This window comes from Clostridium frigidicarnis, from assembly GCF_900111985.1.
GTDB classification, from domain to species: Bacteria; Bacillota; Clostridia; order Clostridiales; family Clostridiaceae; genus Clostridium_Z; species Clostridium_Z frigidicarnis.
The window spans coordinates 39,224-59,162 of the sequence record NZ_FOKI01000015.1 but is presented as its reverse complement, the minus strand read 5'-3'; the positions used below and the strand labels follow the sequence as shown (position 1 = coordinate 59,162).

Here is a 19,939-nt window from a genome sequence, read left to right as displayed (position 1 = left end):
CACCACTCTTTTTTTATTTTTCTTATATTAACGATTTAAAATTTCAGTTAATAAAATTTTTTCACCTAATATTATAACCAAAAATACTAAAACAAATATGAATCGTTAAATCCACCAACTATTTTTTCTTTTATTATTTTGACCTTAACAATTTAAAGTTTAATATATTTCTTTCGCAATATCTGTAACATACGTTACTAATTTAAAATTAATAATTTGTCATAGTGTTTTTTTATGACCTTTACAAATGGCACACATCAAGTTCTTTATAGAATTTGATTTCAATCATATTTTTATAAATTAAATAAATATAAACTAGAGCCATATAAAAACAAAAACATACAGAGATAAATTAAAATATTGGAGGAATACATTATGAAAAAAAATATTATGCTAAGTGAAAATATATTTTGGATTGGTAAAGTTGATGATAGAAATGTACCTTTTCATAGATTGACTTTAACTAAAGGAACTACTTATAATAGTTATTTATTAATGACTGAAAAACCTACAGTGATTGATACTGTTGATATAAGCTTTGGAAAAGAATTTATAGAAAATTTAAGAAATATAATCGGACTTGATAAAATTAAATATATTGTAATTAATCACACTGAACCTGATCATTCTGGCGCCCTTGGAAGCTTGGCTGCCAGAGCCAAAAATGCTGTAATTGTATGCACAAAGCTAGCTGTAAATGAACTTAAGGAAATGTATAAACTTCATAATAGAGACTTTCTAGTTGTAGGTGATGGTGATACTCTGGATATAGGTGGCAAAATCCTTAAATTCATAGAAACACCATATCTTCATACTGAAGAAACTATGATAACTTATTGTGAAGAGGATAAAATTTTATTTCCTTGCGATATTTTTAGTACACATTTAGCCAACTATGAGTACTTTAATGATATGGCAAAAGAAGATATAAAGAATGACTATGTTGGCTATTATAAATTGATAATGCACCCTCATAGAAGATATGTTCAGAATATGATTGAAAAGATAAGAGATTTAGACATAAGAATGATAGCACCATCTCATGGATTTATTATTAGGGAGGATGTTAAAAGCTTTATAGATATTTATGATAATATGAGTAAGAATACAGATTTAGATAAAAAAACACTTATTCTATACTCTACTATGACAGGTAGCACAAAAAAGATTGCCACTATTCTTAATGAAAAGTTTCAAGAGCAAAATATAACTTCAAAAGTCATAGATGTAAATAAGATCCCAATGGAAGAAGTAATGAAGTCTATTAATGAAGCTGATGCAATTTTCTTTGGCAGTTCCACTAGGTATGCAGACATGATTGGAAATATGGAAGATGTACTGAAGAACCTTAAATCTTTAAATTTAGAATCCAAGCTAGGCGCAGCCTTTGGATCTTATGGTTGGAGTGGAGAGGCTATAGAAGTAGTTCAAGACTATTTAAATGAAACTAATCTAAAAGTATTGAATACTTCTGATGTAATTAAATCTACTGGTATGATTGATATAGAATTACCACTAAGAATTAGGTTTTTACCTAACGAAGATAACCTAAAAAGCATTGAACGATTAGTCATATATATTGCCGATTTATTACTTAGTGCAATTTAAAAATACCGTGAGACATTAATTAAGAATATATCAATATCACCTCAAGCACCAATGAGATTAAGTATAGGACTATCTTACTCTCATAAGGTGCTTTTGAGGTGACAATTAATATGCCATAGCACAATTTTTAAATCTACTTACTATAACATCCTTTGTCCATAAATTTATAAAATCACTGAATTATCAGTGATTTTATAAATTTATCATTTTTCTAATATTTTAATGATTATTTTCGTTTAAAACTAATTTATGTACTATAATTTTATTATTCTACTTTTTCAAAATCTGATTTTGGTACTCCACATAAAGGGCATACCCAATCATCAGCAATATCCTGAAATTTTGTTCCAGGAGCAACGCCATTATCAATATCACCTACCTCTGGATCATAAATATAACCACATACTATACAAACATAACTGTCCATAATAAACCTCCTCAATATTTTTGAAATTTTGTGTTCATAATATCATTTCCACTTTCGTTAACTTTAATACATCCTATGCAAGTTCTGTGTAGTAATTATCTCTATTCGTATTTTATGAGTTTATTAGATGATTTATTTATTCTACCAATCAACTTAATCATTTTCTTTTTATAAGCATGTAACGCTCCATATGTGTTTTAATAGATCCATGTAATTATAAACTTTTTTCTAGAACAATGTATCTATTACTTTTTTAGTTGCTTCAACAAGATTTTTAAGACTAAGATTAGGTTCCCCATTGCCAAGTTGTTGCCCATGCTGGGCACATCTAAAAAGGATGTCTCAGATTACTATCAGAGACATCCTTTTTAAAAATTTATTTCTTTGTAATTGCAACTCTCCATACCTCAGGTCCTTCTTCTAGGTATTCCCATTCAAATGTTTCTGGTAGTTCCATTATAAACTGATAATATAGTGGACGAGGATCATGATCATTTACAAGTTCCATTTTTTCACCAGATGCTAAGCCTTCAAAAGTTTTAAAAATAACAGGATGCTTATCTCTTGGCTCATATTTTCTAGCATCCACAGTTGCAGCAAAATTTAACATATTTGATTCCTCCTAATTTTTATTATCTTTTCTTAAAATTTATTTTTTATTTAACTTCTGGGTTTATTATAACTTTATTGCTTTTAATAAAATATGATTCAAATCACATAATTTTAGATCTTTATTCTGATTTTGCTATTAATATCCCAAAATTTATACATTTATCTTCATCTTCACCTTCAGGACATTCTTGAACTGTTAAACCTTCACTTATTAATGTAGCTCCATATGATTTCATTCTATTTTCCCATTCTGTCATCCATTCACCGTTGCCCCATCCCCATGAACCAAAAAGTGCAACTTTTTTTCCTTGTATGTTTCTTTCTAATGATTTAACAAAAGGTTCCACTTCGCTTTCTTCTAATTCTTCAGCTCCAGAAGCTGGACATCCCAAGATAAGTATTCCTTCATTTTTCACATCATCAAGTGACACTGATGACACTTCTAATAATTCAGCTTTTTTACCTTCTGATTCTATTCCTTCTAGTATCAATCTTGCCATTTTTTCTGTATTTCCTGATTGGCTCCAATAAATGATTTTCATATCAATTCCTCCTAAAATTTATTATTTATTTTTGAAATTTATTACAGTCGCCTTAAGTCTAGACATAGACTCAATTGAGTATCTTATTCCCTGAGTTCCCATACCAGAAGCTTTTACCCCAAGAAATGGAAAATGATCTGGACCTCTCTCTGTCTTATTATTTATTTGAACTGTTCCTACGTCTAACTTGTCAGCCACATAAAAAGCATCATTAATATTTTCTGTAAATACCGCACTTTGAAGTCCATATTCTGATCTATTAGCTATTTCTATAGCCTCATCTTTATCCTTTACTCTTATAATTGGAATTACTGGACCAAATGGTTCTTCCCATGCAAGTCTCATATCTGTTGTAACATTATCAAAAAGTGTTGGGTAAATTAAATTACCATCTCTTTTCCCACCTACAACTAAATCCGCTCCTTTTTCTTTTGCTTCTTCTATTAATTCATAAACAAAATCTGCAGCTTTAGAACTAATAAGTGGTACAATATCTACGTCTTTTTCCAAAGGATTTCCTAAAGTAAGCTTTTTCATATTTTCTTTTATTTTCTCTACTAATTTATCTGCTATTGTATCTACTACTAAAATCCTCTTTACTGCTGTGCATCTTTGACCTGAATATGAATATCCACCTGCAACAATGTTACTTGCTGCTAATTCTAAATCAGCATCTTCTAAAACTATAGCTGCATCTTTACCACCTAACTCCATTAAAAGGGGTACCATATTGGTCATCCTAGAAATCCTAGCTCCTATTTCTGTACTACCTGTAAAATTGATGAAATTTATTTCTTTATGAGTAGTAATATAATCTCCAATTTCGCTTCCCCTGCCTGTAACTGTGTTTAATACTCCAGCTGGAACTCCTGCTTCCTCAAATATTCTTGCTAGATATAATCCACATAAACTTCCTTGAGTTGCAGGTTTTAATACAACTGAATTTCCTGCCATTAATCCTGGTGCTATTTTAGAAGCTGATAAATTTATTGGATAATTAAAAGGAGATATGGCAAGTACAACTCCTAATGGTTCCCTTTTTACAATTGATACTTTATTATTCTTAAAGCCTGGAAAGCTATCTCCTGGAATACTTTCACCAGATAAATTCTTAGCTGTATCTGCTGTAAACTTTATGAAATCTGCTGTTCTAGAAACCTCTGATCTACAACTTTTTCTATCCTTAGCAATTTCCATCATCATAAGCTCTGATAATTCATCTATATTTCTTAGTAAAATATCTGCTGCCTTATATAATACTTCTGATCTCTCACTTATTGTTATATCCTTCCACTTTTTTTGAGCTTCTTTGGCAGTTTGTACTGCACTATCAACTTCTTCTTTTGTCATAGCTGGAACTCTACCTAATAATGAATTATCTAGAGGTGAATTTATATCTATAAAGTTTCCACTCATACTACTAACCCATTCTCCATTTATTAAATTTTTGAAAGTCTTATTTTCATCCTTTATATAATCAAACATAATATATTTCCTCCTTAGTTATTTACATTTTTTACTCTTTTGTTATATCTTCTCCTGATTCAAACATTTCAAAATTTACATATTCCTTTTCAATTCCCATTGATATTAAATTATGATAAACATCCTTCATGAATGGTACCGGTCCACAAAAATAGAAGTCTCCATCCTTTGGTAAATTATCTATCATCCATTCCTTTGACATTCTACCCTTTATATAAAAATCTTTTCTTAATGCATCAGTTTCATTAGGACGTGTATAGAATACATTACTCTTGAAATTGTTATTTTCACATAATCTCTCTATTTCTTCTTTAAAACTATGATTCTTTGAATTAGGTATACTATAAATTAAATGTATTTTTCTACCACTACTTATTGCATCATAAGCCATTGTAAGCATTGGTGTTACTCCAATTCCTCCTCCTATTAAAACTAATGGCTTTCCATTATCCTTTAATATGAACTTTCCAATTGGTACAGTTATTTCAAGAGTATCTCCTATCTTTATTTCATCACATAACTTTTTACTTAAGAAGCCCTTCTCTTCTCTCTTTACACTTACTCTATAAAATTCTCCATTGGACTTCATAGACAATGTATATTGTCTAGGCTTAGTGAGAGTATTATCTTCATTTCTAAGTCTGATAGCTATAAATTGCCCTGCTATGAACTCTGGAAGTTTGCTTCCATCTGATGCCTTTAAATATAATGATGTAACTGCCTCATCTTCTTTAACTTTATTAAATACTATAAAGTCTTTAAATCCCTTCCATTTATTATCTGAATTCACCTTATTATCTATCATTGAACTCCCCTCTTCTTCTTTAGTTTTTCATTTTCAAGTTTATTTTTCTTGAATTTGTTTGATTTAATTTATGAGTTTATTATATCTTCATAAAAATAAATACAATATGATTCAAATCAAATTTTCAAAAAATAGCTAACATATATAATATAGGAGTTTAATAAAAGGTAATTAACTTAAAGCAAAAAAACAAATCCTAGCTACAATTAAGTAGCTAGGATTCTATATGGTAAATAATATTATATTAATATGGTGTAATTTTGTACTTTGTGTATCAATTATTTTTAAAATTATACTATTTCTTAAGCTTCCAAAAACATCTTCATATCATCTTCTACATTAGTGATTCCACCAATTCCAAAGTTATCTATTAATACTTTAGCAACATTTGGTGAAAGGAATGCTGGAAGAGTTGGTCCTAAATGAATATTTTTAACCCCTAAATGTAATAATGATAATAGTACTATTACAGCTTTTTGTTCATACCATGCTATGTTGTATGATATAGGTAATTTATTTATATCATCTAACCCAAATACTTCTTGAAGTTTTAGTGCTATTACAACTAATGAATATGAATCATTACATTGTCCTGCATCTAATACTCTTGGAATTCCACCAATATCACCTAAATTTAATTTATTATATTTGTATTTAGCACAACCTGCAGTTAATATAACTGTATCCTTTGGTAATTTTTCTGCAAAATCAGTATAGTAATCTCTTGATTTAGCTCTTCCGTCACAACCAGCCATTACAAAGAATCTCTTTATAGCGCCAGTTTTAACAGCATCTACAACTTTATCTGCAAGTGCTAAAACTTGGTTATGAGCAAATCCACCAACTATTTGTCCTTTTTCTATTTCAGTAGGTGCACTACATTTTTTAGCCATTTTTATAACCTTAGAGAAATCTTTTGTTCCTTTAGAATCAGCTTCTATATGAACACATCCCGGCATTCCAGTAGCACCAGTTGTAAACAATCTTTTCTTATAAGAATCTTTTGGAATAACTATACAGTTAGTAGTCATAATAATTGGTCCATTAAATTTTTCAAATTCTTCTTTTTGCTTCCACCATGCATTACCATAGTTTCCTGCAAAATGTTCATATTTCTTGAATTTTGGATAATATTGTCCAGCAAGCATTTCTCCGTGAGTGTAAACATCTACTCCAGTACCTTCTGTTTGCTTAAGTAACATTTCTAAATCTCTTAAATCATGTCCTGAAATTAATATTCCTGGATTAGTTCTAACCCCAATATCTACAGTTGTTATTTCAGGATGTCCATAGCTTTCAGTATTAGCTTTATCAAGTAAAGCCATACCATCTACACCAAATTTACCTGCTTGTAGTGCAAGTGTAACTAAGTCATCAACAGTTAAACTATTATCTATTGTGGCTGCTAATGCTTTTGCCATAAAACCATGAACCTCTTCATTATTGTACTTTAAGTTCATGGCATGCTTCATATAAGCAGATAGTCCCTTTAATCCATAAGTTATAAGTTCTCTTAAGCTTCTTATATCTTCATTTTCAGTTGAAAGCACCCCTACTTTTTCAGCCTTTTCATCAAATTCTATTGTATTATCAGCTGTCCAAGTGGCTGCATCTGGCATTATCATTTCTGTAGTTTGCATTCCAAATATTTTTTTGAAAAAGCCACCATTCACTTTTACTTCTCCCACTTTTCCACCAGCTTTAACAACTTTTACTTTTAACATTTCTCTTAATTTTAAAGTTTCTCTTACTCTATCTAAAATAGAATCTCTATCAAAATTTGCATTTGTAATTGTTGTAAATAAATTTTCTGTTATGTATTTATCTACAATACTATCTATAACTCCAACTTTTCTTCCTTCGTTGCTTACTATAGCTAGTCCTTTAGTTACATATATTAATAAATCTTGAGCCTTTGCTACATGCTCGTCTTTACCGCAAACACCTATTTTAGTACAGCCTTTACATCCAGCAGTTTCTTGACATTGATAACAAAACATTGACATATTATGTCCTCCTATTTTCTTTTTATATAAAAATTAATTATTTCTTAACTTCGACAATTTAAAGTTTACTACATTCTTCTCATAATTTCCGTAACATAAGTTACTAATTCAAAATTAATAATTTGTTTCTATTGATTCATATAACTCTTCATTATAATTCGCCTATTTTTAACTTATTATTTAAGAAATTATACTTTAGGTGTAAATCCACAATACCCTATTTCATCACATCTTCTCTTCATGTCCTTCCATATTTCCTTTTCTTTTATAGATTCTATTGCTGTAGGGTATAAAATATAATTTTCTTTAAATATGTGATCTCTTAAGTTAAATATTATATATTTTGCTGTATCATCAACCTTTTCTTTAAACTCATTAAATTCTAATTGAGAAGCTTCCTCAGCTGTCTGTATTAAAAGCTTTTTCTTAGCTCTTAAATCATCATGTTCCATTCTCATAATCCTAGTTGGACCAGTGATATTTCTGTCTTCCATCTCAGTAAACAATACTTTTTCTTCTCTTTGGTGGTGATTTTCTGCATCTAATATATTATTTGCAACAGTCTTTAATGCTTCAAATTCTTCTAAACTACTGTTATAGCTTTCTAATTTTTGAATTTTAGAATTAATTTCTTCGAGTTCTGTTAAAAACTCAAGAATCTTATCATGTTCAACAATAAGTGTATGCACAACATGACCTGGTTCAATTTTTGTTTTAATTTTATCAAGTTCGCCTTTTAGAACTTCCATATGAATATCACAAAGATGCCTTAAATCTTGAGGATTCATTCCTTTTTCTATTAAATTTTGTTCCGCAATTGATAGTTCAATAGGACTTATATTGGAAACAATATCTAAAGCCTCTTTTCTTAAAGGTTCTGTTATACCCGACTGATTTAATTTTTGTAAAACTTCAGTTAATTTTTCTATCTTTTTATTATCCATTTCTAATTCCTCCTTATATAAAACTAATTTTTAGATCACACATCTCTATGTCTCAATTCTACTTAACTTTGATTTATAAAAATGTGATTTAAATCAAATTCAAAAAATAAAAGAGCCATAACAGCACCTATAACGGCCCTGTCATAGCTCTCAATAACCATTTGTTATTATCCTTTAAACCATCTAACCATTTTTCGTCTGCCATATTACACCTGCCTCTCTCAAAAAGAATAAAAAATATAAAAAAATATCCTGTATTGCCTATATATCTTAAGTACAAACTTAAGACTTAAACTTTACAGGATATTTTAAAATAAAAAACATTTATAATTTATAAGGAATTTATTGTTGAATTACATATATTAACGCACCAAGTTAGTTCTTGGTGCGTTAATAATTATTTATATTCTAAAGTCCTTTTTCGTAACTTTCTACCATTCTTTTAACCATTTCTCCACCAACACTTCCATTTTGCTTTGAAGTAAGGTTTCCTTTATCTGCATTTTCATAGTTTTGTATTCCAACTTCTGATGCAACCTCGTTTTTTAATCTGTTTAAACCTTGTTTTGCTTCTGGTACTAAAGTTTTATTATTATATGAAGACATATTAGTCTACCTCCTTAAAGTTTTATAAATTATTATTTGCCGGCATTAATATCTTAACCAACCTAGTAAATAATAATCTATAAAAATGTTAACACAAACAGTACTTAAAACCTATATTGGATAATTTTAAGAATTTTCAAATCATATTTTCTATAGTAAGTTTATTTCACAACTTGTTTACTCATAATTACCTCCCAAATCTAAACACCATTGTAATTGTAATTATTTACATTAATGTTTGTATTTGTATTTATATTCCACCTAAATGTTTATATTTTCAGTTTGTGCAATTTTAGAAGAAATTCTTGTCTTAGATTCGCAAGTAAGCCAGGTTGGAAAAAGAGGTTAAAGAATTTAGATTTTCTAAGGGAAAAGTATGTCCTATCTGTAATTCTGAAACTATATCAAGAAATGGTAAGTATAATGGCAAACAAATATTTTTATAATAAAATAAAGTTCCTACAGAAACATATTAAACTGTAGAAACTTTATTAGAACATATATAATTAACTTAATTCCATTTCTTATTATTATTATCTAGAAACATAATAACGTTACTACTATCATTTGTATAATTGATAGCACTTATTCCCGAGCATATTTAAAATAATCATCTCTATCTATAGATCTTGTATTCATATACTCAAATTGATCTGTAGCTAAATTCAATTTATAATCATCTAGTTGTTGATTATATGACCTGTTTCCTCTCTAACCTCACGTTTCAATGTTTCTTCATAAATTTCTCCTTCATTTTATATAATATCGAGTTTCAGTAAATATTTGATTCCTTACCATTATCATATAAATATTGTAACGTAAATTATTTTAGTAGATAAGGGCAATCAAACCGTTTTTCATATGCATCATTTTCTTTAAGCTGTTGATCCCAGAAAAAGTTTATTAGCCCAATCTTGGTAAATACCTTAAAGAGAATTTCCATACCCTTTCTCAATCGAACTGGTCTGGCCAACTGGGAAATACTGCTTGGGCTGAAACTTCCTTCACACACTAAGTTAACAATAGAATTTACCATTGGTTCAATAATCTTTTCTTGAGCCTTAGTAGGCCTCATCTGTAAACCTTCCACCCCACCCTTAATTGCTGTACCAATATAAGTTCTTCCCAATCTGAGAGCTAGCCTCTCAAAATATGCCTCGAGATAGTGAGACTGGCTACTTTCTGGAAAGCCAGATTGTACAAAAAAGCTTATACTTCCTCTGGAGGTTTGAAGTTTCTCAATAAATCCCATGACATGGGAAGGCATTGCATGAACATATAATGGCATGAAGAACATTACATGATTCTCTCTTTTAAAAGCCTCTGCCCATTCCTCCCATTTATCTACTTCCTTCAAATCACGAATCTCAACCCTATCACTAAGGGCTTCAATAACTTTTTTCAGAATAAGTGTGGAATTACTGCCACTCCTTCTAGGAGAACCATTGTAAATCACTAGTTTTTCCATAGGTTCAATTGAATTAAAAGCAACAACCTGTCTTTTAGCCTTTCTTGATTCCAGTAGGCACAATTGAAGACTGCCATCTTTTACAATGCGGTAGGCTTTAGATTGAAAATGGTAGGCCGTACGATACAAATAATCCTCAATAACTTGTTCTTCTTGAGTAGTTATACCTTCAGTATCATAGTAAAATACCATATCAGGATAGCTCTTATATCTAGCAACATGATGACATTCTCCATTTACAATTTTTATATATGGATTGTAATGTGGAATTGTCCTATCCAAAAAAGCTTTGGCTTTATGGCTGATAAATCCTTGAGCTGTATCGATTAATAAAATTACAACATCACTGTTTACATAGTTGGGATAAGATTCAGCCATTTGATCTTTCATTACACATCTACCAGGGGTCTTGAGCCAACAGTTCCAACATCCAATACATGCAGTGATTGATTTAGCATACAATCTAACTACCTTCAAAGGCTCACCATAAAGATTTTGGATGGCCTCATAAACTTCACCATCTTGATTCTCTCTTAAATCAAATATAGTTTTCAATCTTATCTCTCCTTCAATACATTATCATGGTAAAAAGACAATTAAAGTTATTATTTAAGTATTCATTTTAGTAAAACCTGCTGGTGAACAATAATTTACTATTGTCTATCCTCTAAAACATTATATAAAAATTACCATATAAGGACAAGTATGTAACATTAATTTTTTATGGTCGCGTTAGTTGCCCAACGCACCCCGCACAGAATCCCGGCGTGCGGAATTACCGCACCGGGCTCTTCAAATATATTGCTTCCTTAATCAATCAAAACAAGATTCAAACCTAACCCTGAGTGGTAAGATAGTTGTCGTAGGAAGAATTTAATGTTATCCTCATAAATAGAAAAGATTAACTTCTGTTTTATTATCCAATAACTTTTTTTATGATAGGTTGATTTATGTGTGACTTATCTTTTCTCGTCAACACAACAAATCATCTTTCCAATGATTTTTATAAATATATTATATGCAAAAAAGAAAGCCCTTAAGTGCATCATCAAACACTCAAGGGCTCTACTCAACTATATTTTATTTTCTCACATGTTTCCTAACCCTGTATCAAGAAACATATACTATTTTTACCATTTCCTAACCCAAGCTATACCAATACCTCTAACTGTGTTTCCTTTTAAGCTTTAATACGCACTCGATGTGTTTCCTTTATGTATATATTACCCAGAATACTTTTCACCATTTATATGTCCACACATACGAAAGCTCTCAAATATGTATACATGCATTCTCTTCTACAAAAGCACATAGTTAAAGACTCTCTAAAAAATCAGCTCTCCTGGTTTATAGCCGTAAGGTAATTCTTCTTCACTTAAAAATTTGAAACTGTCATCACGCAGTATTGGTAAAAATACTTCGTAGGGTATCCTGGAAAACTCACAGGCATAATTACTGGCTCCAAACCATTTACCCTCTTTGCTACTCAAATTCAAATCTCTTGCAAATTTTGTATGGTTTGAGCAATCATGAACTACTAAATCCCAGTTTTCTTCATCAGCTATTTTCATGAATTTCAGAGTTAATTCCCTACTCCAAATCGGAGATATATAGCCATGTCTAGAAATATACATATTTTCCTCATAATAATTATCTATGTTATTCTCATTTAAATGTAGTTCTGCACAATTTATAAAATCGAGTTTTGTCTCTAAGATTGCTTGCTTTTTCTTAAAAAAAGCTTCAAAAAACTCTGGAGTCATTGGAGTTTCAATACCTACATTTTTAATATATTTTTTCGCTATTCTAATATTTTCAATAACTTTGTCCGAACAATTAGATGCACCCAGGTTGAAACGTATCTCGTCAAGACCAGCTTCACCTAATGCTTTCAATGTCTCTTCCGTAGCTAAAGTACCATTTGTATATAGATGTTGATAAACTTGAGCATCACTAAATTTCTTTATAACCGAATAATATTTTTCAATTTCCATAAATGGCTCTAAATAAACGTAGCAAATGCCAGTAGGTTTGTGGTGGATGGAAAGAAGTAAATCAATATCCTTCTCATAAAATTTTGCGCCTCCGATTTCCCACATACCTTCACCAACTGGAACCATATCATCTAGTTCTCCATAATTATAACAGAACTTACACTCTAAGTTACATTTATTCGTTTTCCTAATTGCACTCAAACCAGTTCCTAACAAACAAGAACGACATCCTTTGGGGAATTTGCTTTCATTTCCCACAAAAAAAGTTCTGTTCTCTAAAGTTTTGAAATTCCTAATTTCCGACATTAACGTATCATTTCTATGATCAATTGCTGCCTCAATTTGTGCAAATGTAGAGTAAATGATTTCTTGTTGTTTTATCATAACTTCCTCATCCTCTGGCAATATTGCAAAAAACTCAAACCATATCAACGCATCTTTCTTTGAAATTTTCATAATGTATCCTCCTCTAATTAATCTTCCTAAAGATTCAATCCAAATCTTCTTGCTGTGCTTTTTCACATATTCTTCTAAAGACAAACGTATTCCACGTGTTTCCTTTTGGGATATATTCCCCAGAACACTTTGCTCTATTTATATGTTCCCACATATGAAAACCCTCGAATGTGTGTACATACACCCAAGGGCTTCAAATCATTGATATTACTAACTTTTAGCTATATGTGTTTCTGTACAATTAAAAAAATCTCTTGCTTTTTCACAACCCTCAAGCCCTGATTCCTTCGTTGGGATTTGAAATAAAGTCTTGCTTTTTTCAATTTATTTTCTCAAGCATTTCTCATATATTCGATAGTTTCTTCAAGCATTTTCTCCTATATTTATCCCTCTGACTCTTTGATAATACATGATTTCAGCCATTGTTTCAAGCTTTTTCTCTTGCATTTTGGTTATGAAAAAAGCCCACTGTCAAAGCCTGTGAGCCATAAAAGCAAATCTTTATTCTAATTTAGTCAAACCTTTTTTATAAAAAGCAGAGGTTTATTGTTTAGTTACAGTTTCCTTTTAAGCTTTACTACCGTCTCCACGTGGCTAATAGGGCTTGGATTGATGCTCTCAAATTTTACATATTTTCAAAACATTTATAAATTCGCATAAAATTCAATATGTTAGGCATTTTAATTGTACTATATTTATCTCCTTTCTTTTTAACTCTAAAATTAAATGGTTTAACCCAGCACCGATCTCAAAGTTTAAACTCTGAGACTTTATCAGTAAACTCTAGCTTGTCAATATTCAAAAAGTTTTTTACTGTGTTTTTAAAATTATATAAATTATTATATTTCATAGTTTCCCCCTGTTTCTTATTAACGTATATATAAAAACAAGGATACCTGTGTGATTTTCCATAGTACCCTTGTTTTTTTTGTTCTCTTTACTCTGTTTCATTTTCAACAGGCAACAGTTTTTCTTTCCTTATTTCATGTAAAGTCTTTTCACTACCTTTAACTATGGTCCACTCATAAACACTTAGAGCTGACCATCCTGTAACCTTTTCTCCCCATTGATTAAATGTAAGTTTTTGACCATTATACTCTACAGTTTTAGTATCAATAACTGTAGCTTCTGAGTTGCCAAAATTCTTAATTACAACAGTATCACCAGCTTTTATAACTCCCCATTCAAATAATTTATCCATCCTTGGAAGATAAGATCTTGTGATAGGTGTGTTTCTCTTTTCTGAATACACTGATCTTTTTTTATCGTCAACTTCAACATAAAAATCTTCTAATGCCGGAGGAGGTAACATCCTATTAATATCTATAAAATAATTATTACCAATTTTCATTGGACTTAATTCGAAACAACTGATATCTACATTATTAGCTATAAGCCAAGCAACTGCTGATAGTGTTTGGCTATCAAAAGAAGATGCTATAAGAATAATTCTTTGCCTAGAATTAAATGTCTTAGCTGCATTATTCTTTTCAAGGAAATCATTCAATATTCTTGTTGCTTTTTCATAGGCAGTTAAATCACCTAGTTCAAATTCATCTTTATATTCTTCAATATAAGAAGCAAATATCTTATCAACAAGCTCATCAGTAGTTTTTATCTTAGCATAACTTGCCGCATATCTTATAGCCTGAAATTCAAAAGCCTCTCGTCTTTGTTTAATATCCTCAACATCTCTTTTGATTTCAATTAATACAAGATTACCATTCTGGTCTACTGCAGTTAAATCACTTCTTCCATTTTCCTTATTTACAACCTGCCTACCAACTACAAGAAGAGTTTCATCCTGAAATATAACTTCTATGTTTGAACGTAAGAATTCTTCAATGTGCTCTTCTTTCAAGTTTAAATTTTTAAAGTTAGTATTTGTTATTTCAATATCTTGAATATCTATAGATTTATTTATTTTTACTGGAATTAACATAATTATTACCACCTATTACGATTACGTTTATTATTTTCAACTTCTTCACTACTTTTTTAGCTTTAATATTTATATTATAACATAAATATTTTTCATCTTAACTCACTTTCTAATCATGAAGTGAAAAGATACTATTGAAAAAATATTATTATATATCCAATCTAAAGCTTTTAAGAACACTATAAAGAAAGCCACTGATTACCAATGTTCAGTGGCTTCTTAATTCTTCTATATAATTATTTGTTTTCTAAATAATAAAGTTTAACTGCAGTATAAAGATTTTCCCATAATCCAATAAATTTACCTGTTGCATTTGGATTATTTCCTAGCGTCTTACTCGCATCTACTACGCTTGAAATAAGTTGTGGCCCTATAACATCAAAAACTTTTATCGGATCATCTTTCCACACCATTACACCATCTTCTTCTTTTATTAAACTTCTAAATGCACCTATTATAGGATATAAAAATCCTTTAGGAGAATTATACTCATTTTTCTGTCCTGGTTGGCCAAACAATCTATCAAATTTTTTGTTCTTAGTTGAACATACAACTCCTTTGATTGCACCATACTTACCACCAGTCTTATTATATGCTTTTGCTATATTAGTCTCAATATAATCTACTAATGCAAAAATATCTCCCATTAGGGGCTGCATCTTTATATAGGGATTTTCTGTACCTCTTTCATAATCCTCTAAATATAAATCAACACATCTCTTTTTAGAATTATATGATATAATAGGGTGCTTTTTATCTCCAAATCTATCAATATTAAACATTGTTAGTATTGCTATTATATCTGATACATCTATTTCACCTTCTGAGTTCTCTTTATATGCTATATTTTCATAATAAGGTTCTTCTAAAAGAGCATCTTTTATAATACCAAACTTATTTTGTAATTCTGCAATAGATTTATCTTGAACCTGAACAGATGTATTTCTAGCCGCAGCCAAATCTTCATAAAACTCTTCTATTCCAGTCATTATTTCAATATTTACTCTCTTAGTAAACGTAATTAAATTCTTATTATTGCAAATTATTCTATAGGTATGTCCTCCATCTATATTTCCATGGACTGATTTATCTTTAAGATATATCTCAACAAATTTCTCTTCATCTCTGGTTATAACTCTTGCATGATGTGCTGAAATTAAAATACCTCTATTCAACAAATGAAAATTATCCGTTGAGGAACAAAGGAGACTATCTTCTATTTTTTTAGCTACATTTGTATTAAAATTTTGTTCTCTTGGATTTGTATCCATCCAAATATTCTCAGGTACATCTTTAACTAAAACCCTTGAACATATAGTTATTTGTTCTTGCTCTGTTCCTACATTTTCATTAAATGTTCTTACTTCTGTTACTGGAAACATAATTTTTTCACACTTGTCTAAATCATTTTTAATAGTTATTAATTTTTCTGCCATAAGAATATGACCTCCTTAAGATTAAATAATAAAGTATCCATAAGAGTATGAATACTTTATTATATTATATATTATTAAGTTTTATTCGTAAATGATTTTAACTTTACATTTTAAAATTTTTTCTAATTATCTCTTCCAACATACCTATTTTACACATATTAAAATTTAATAAATAATTTAAATGTCTATATCCTTTAAGCAATTGGGGTTTTTCTTCATTCCCCCAACATTTTTTACCATCAGTCACCAATGCAAATTCAATATTATTATTCTTTAAATCACCTTGCCTGTTTATATATGAATCTATTATTTCTTCTGGCTTTGAACCAGAACCGCTGAAGAAATTAGCTTCTATATTCATTACCGTCTTATCCTTTATCAATATAAAGTCAGCTTTTCTACTAGCTATATCATCAGAGATATCAAATCCCTTTTGTACTAACGTTTTAAATTGTTTTTGAGTTATTACTTCTATTCCATACTTTTCTGCAATACCTACTATTATAGGTTCAAGGGCTAATTCAAATGCTAATCCACCTCTATTTTTTCTTCCATTACTATCTAACCCTACTTCGCATCCTATTAGATAATCAACTAAGTGTTTTTCTAGTAAATCTGTAAATAAGTATTTCAATCCTATTTTTTTAGTAAAGTCTAAGTATTTGTCTATTTCTTCTTCAGTTAGATTTTCTTCCTCCCCAATATTAAATCTATACTCTAGCAAATCTTCTTCTAAAGCATCTATATTCACAACCTTTAAAACATCCTTACCTTTTCTCAAATTCTCTCTTTCATCTTTTGACAAAGCAAATAGAGCTGGCAAAACATTTATAACTGTTGGAAATCTCTTAACTATTTTTTTAAAATCATCATCATAGTTTTTGTTTTTAACTAATGCATTCAAAGTATTAAGTTCTATATTATATTGACTTACAATTGTAGCTGGTCTTTCCCAATTAACATAGAAATTAAAACCTCTATTTGTTTCTAGTAACGACTTAGTAAATATTTTTACTAAATCACTAGATTGTGTTTCTAAGTAACTCTTTGGTTCTGTGTTAACTTCAGTTATTGCCACTTCCATCCCCCTATCATCTTTATAATTTGTTATTAATAACTCTGTAATCTTACCTCTTCCACTACCTACTGAATTTATATTTCTTTTTGCATAAACCCTTTTTATACTAAAGTCTGAGTATAAATCATCAAAGAAATTATCTTTTTCATCCAAGTTTTTAGGATCTGAATTACTTAACATTATTTTTGCGCCTTTAGCATCTATGACTTTATAAAAATCTCTTAACAAAGTCTGTGCTTCATCGTTAAAATTACTTTTATTGTAGGATGTAAACCCACCTACTGTTACCGGTCTATAGGGTGGATCACAATATACAAATGTATCAGCATCTATATATTCTTCTAACTCATTAAAAGACTTATTTAATATCTTAACTTTTAATTCGCCATTTTCATTTCTTAAGTTTAATAATCTAGATATCTCCATCAATTGTTCCTTATCAAAGAAACTTGGATTGCTATATTTCCCAAAAGGAACATTAAAATCACCTTTTGAATTTTCCCTATATAATCCATTAAAACATGTTTTATTTAAAAATATAAAATATGAAGCTAGTTTTATACTACTACAATTAGAATTATTAAAATTAGTTCTTATTTCATAGAATAGTTTTTCTCTTTCTTCAGACTCTGCATTCAGATATTTAGTTTTCAATTCTTGTATTTCGCTAATTAAATCTTCTGGTTTATCTCTAATGACTTTATATAAATTTATTAATTTAGAGTTTATATCATTAATAATATACTCCTCAAAATAATCATTTTCTAAAAAACATATAAATACAGCACCAGCCCCAATAAAAGGTTCAACGTATTTTTTTAACTTTTTAACATCTGCAGGTAGCTCTTGTATTATTTCACCTAAAAGCTGCGATTTACCTCCTGCCCACTTTAAAAATGGTTTTATATTAGAATTCATTGTTATCACTCCTAAATCTACCTCATTACCTATTTAGTAATTCCGTTAATTATCTGTTTTATTCTTTTGTTTGTAAGCTCCAAATATTCTTTATCATTATCAATTCCTATAAAGACCCTATTGTTTTCTATTGCTACAACTCCAGTTGTCCCAGACCCGCAAAACGGATCTAAAATAGAGTCTCCTTCATTAGTACTTGATATTATACATCTATATAATAATCCTTTTGGTTTTTGAGTAGGATGATAACCGTTATTTTTTTCTCGCTTTGGGGTTGTTGGTATTTCCCATACGCTTCTCATCTGCTTACCACCATTTATTTCTTTCATAAGCTGATAATTAAAAATATGCTTTGCTTTTTTAGTTTTCTTTAACCAAAGTACTGTTTCTTGGCTTGCAGTAAAACATCTGCATCCCATATTAGGTGCTGCATTAGGCTTTACCCAGGTAATCTCATTTATTATGTAATAGTCCATTTTCTGTAATGCAAAAGCTATTGAATGAATAATGTGGTATATTCCTGATATCCACATAGTTCCATCATCCTTTAAAACCCTATCACAAGCTTTTAACCATTTCATATTAAATTTATAATCAAGTTCAACCCCTAAGGATTTATCCCAACTTCCTTTATTTACACTTGCCATTTTTCCTGACTTACACGTTATCCCGTCATTACTAAGCTTATAGGGTGGATCTGCAAATATCATATCTACTGATTTACTTTCAATTTTCTTTAGTTCTTTAATACAATCACCTAACAATAACTTATAATTATTCTCCTTGATATACTCCACACTATCGCCACCTTTATAACTAGTATCATCCAATCTATATTATAAAGGTATTTAGAAATAAATCCAGTTATTATTGAATATTATTTAAAGAAAATAAATAGATATTCATGAGCTAAAAGATAAAAATTTTTTTCCAAACTTATTTCCTCCCAGTATTTCGTAGAACTGCAATTATGTTGTTCTTTTATGATTATTTCCTTTAATCTAAACCCTTGATTTAAAAATAAATTCATTACATTAAATCCCAATGGAATTACGCAACTATTTCGCCTTATATCACCCATCATAACCGCGCAATATTTTCCCTTTTTTAACACTCGAAAAGCTTCTTTTGACACTGCTCTCATACTTTCATAAAAGTCATCAATATTAAGTAGCGATATGTCTTCATTAATGTCTTTACTATATTTTATAATATTTGAATACGGTGGATGCGTACATATTAAATCTATTGATTCATTTTTTATAAAGTTCAAATTTTTAGCATTACCTTTTACTAATTGAATGGAATTACTGCCCTTAACTCCTTCAATTCTATTTTTAGATAAATCCAATGCTATAGGATTAACATCACAGCCAATACCTCTTCTATTTAATAATTTTGCTTCAATAAGTGTAGTTCCACTTCCTAAAAATTGATCTAATATTAAATCATGCTCTTTTGAATATCTCAAAATAATATTTTTAGGAACGAATGGACTCCAATTCCCTGGATAATCCCCTTTATGTGTACCCCATTCCCCTCTTTCTTTAAAGCTCCACAAAGTTTTTGTTTCTAAATTAAATATCTCACTCATTTTCATCACCTCTATCTT

The 19,939-nt window shown here is 29.7% G+C and carries 16 protein-coding genes and 1 pseudogene; 2 read left to right on the top strand and 15 right to left on the bottom strand.

Annotated features, from left to right (window positions below; all coding sequences use genetic code 11):
• Positions 1–375 precede the first annotated feature (375 nt).
• Positions 376–1,608, top strand: coding sequence for an FprA family A-type flavoprotein (locus tag BM119_RS10650; RefSeq protein WP_090041327.1), 1,233 nt, complete (start codon positions 376–378; stop codon positions 1,606–1,608).
• A gap of 265 nt (positions 1,609–1,873) precedes the next feature.
• Here BM119_RS10650 and rd read toward each other — a convergent pair whose 3' ends face one another.
• The 8 genes from rd to BM119_RS10610 form a co-directional block, all read right to left on the bottom strand.
• On the bottom strand, positions 1,874–2,035 hold the full coding sequence (rd, locus tag BM119_RS10645; RefSeq protein WP_090041326.1) for a rubredoxin: 162 nt from the start codon (positions 2,033–2,035) through the stop codon (positions 1,874–1,876).
• Between the two features lie 376 nt (positions 2,036–2,411).
• Entirely contained in the window at positions 2,412–2,645 is a 234-nt protein-coding gene (locus BM119_RS10640; protein WP_090041324.1) for a DUF2249 domain-containing protein, read from the bottom strand.
• A 121-nt stretch (positions 2,646–2,766) separates the two neighbouring features.
• On the bottom strand, positions 2,767–3,189 hold the full coding sequence (locus BM119_RS10635) for a flavodoxin (protein WP_090041322.1): 423 nt from the start codon (positions 3,187–3,189) through the stop codon (positions 2,767–2,769).
• A gap of 21 nt (positions 3,190–3,210) precedes the next feature.
• On the bottom strand, positions 3,211–4,674 hold the full coding sequence (locus tag BM119_RS10630; protein WP_090041321.1) for an NADP-dependent glyceraldehyde-3-phosphate dehydrogenase: 1,464 nt from the start codon (positions 4,672–4,674) through the stop codon (positions 3,211–3,213).
• 31 nt (positions 4,675–4,705) lie between these two features.
• The gene (locus BM119_RS10625; protein WP_090041319.1) at positions 4,706–5,479 is read right to left on the bottom strand and encodes an FAD-binding oxidoreductase; all 774 of its coding nucleotides are present in this window, start codon (positions 5,477–5,479) and stop codon (positions 4,706–4,708) included.
• 302 nt (positions 5,480–5,781) lie between these two features.
• Positions 5,782–7,485, bottom strand: coding sequence for a hydroxylamine reductase (gene hcp / locus BM119_RS10620; RefSeq protein WP_090041318.1), 1,704 nt, complete (start codon positions 7,483–7,485; stop codon positions 5,782–5,784).
• A gap of 188 nt (positions 7,486–7,673) precedes the next feature.
• A complete protein-coding gene (locus BM119_RS10615) occupies positions 7,674–8,429 on the bottom strand; it encodes a DUF438 domain-containing protein (RefSeq protein ID WP_090041316.1) in 756 nt (251 codons plus the stop codon).
• Positions 8,430–8,837: 408 nt separating this feature from the next.
• Complete coding sequence (locus BM119_RS10610) at positions 8,838–9,035, bottom strand: alpha/beta-type small acid-soluble spore protein (protein WP_090041314.1); 198 nt, start codon at positions 9,033–9,035, stop codon at positions 8,838–8,840.
• A gap of 280 nt (positions 9,036–9,315) precedes the next feature.
• Here BM119_RS10610 and BM119_RS19610 point away from each other — a divergent pair.
• A pseudogene (locus BM119_RS19610) lies at positions 9,316–9,478 on the top strand (transposase-like zinc-binding domain-containing protein); the annotation flags it as partial.
• Positions 9,479–9,858: 380 nt separating this feature from the next.
• On the opposite strand, the gene BM119_RS10605 reads toward BM119_RS19610, so the two are convergent.
• The 7 genes from BM119_RS10605 to BM119_RS10570 all read right to left on the bottom strand — a co-directional run bounded on the left by BM119_RS10605 (position 9,859) and on the right by BM119_RS10570 (position 19,921).
• Complete coding sequence (locus tag BM119_RS10605; protein ID WP_090041313.1) at positions 9,859–11,058, bottom strand: flavodoxin family protein; 1,200 nt, start codon at positions 11,056–11,058, stop codon at positions 9,859–9,861.
• Between the two features lie 770 nt (positions 11,059–11,828).
• Positions 11,829–12,953 carry a radical SAM protein gene (locus BM119_RS10600; RefSeq protein WP_090041311.1) on the bottom strand — a complete coding sequence of 375 codons (1,125 nt, stop codon included), beginning with the start codon at positions 12,951–12,953 and terminating at the stop codon, positions 11,829–11,831.
• 937 nt (positions 12,954–13,890) lie between these two features.
• Complete coding sequence (locus BM119_RS10590; protein ID WP_090041308.1) at positions 13,891–14,895, bottom strand: PDDEXK family nuclease; 1,005 nt, start codon at positions 14,893–14,895, stop codon at positions 13,891–13,893.
• Positions 14,896–15,131: 236 nt separating this feature from the next.
• Positions 15,132–16,331 (bottom strand): AIPR family protein, encoded by a 1,200-nt coding sequence (locus BM119_RS10585; protein ID WP_090041306.1) that lies wholly within the window; start codon positions 16,329–16,331, stop codon positions 15,132–15,134.
• 103 nt (positions 16,332–16,434) lie between these two features.
• A complete protein-coding gene (locus tag BM119_RS10580) occupies positions 16,435–18,327 on the bottom strand; it encodes a DpnII family type II restriction endonuclease (RefSeq protein WP_090041305.1) in 1,893 nt (630 codons plus the stop codon).
• Between the two features lie 29 nt (positions 18,328–18,356).
• Positions 18,357–19,124 carry a DNA-methyltransferase gene (locus tag BM119_RS10575; RefSeq protein WP_090041304.1) on the bottom strand — a complete coding sequence of 256 codons (768 nt, stop codon included), beginning with the start codon at positions 19,122–19,124 and terminating at the stop codon, positions 18,357–18,359.
• Positions 19,125–19,204: 80 nt separating this feature from the next.
• Positions 19,205–19,921, bottom strand: a complete 717-nt coding sequence (locus BM119_RS10570; protein ID WP_090041302.1) for a TRM11 family SAM-dependent methyltransferase — start codon at positions 19,919–19,921, stop codon at positions 19,205–19,207.
• Between the last annotated feature and the right edge of the window lie 18 nt (positions 19,922–19,939).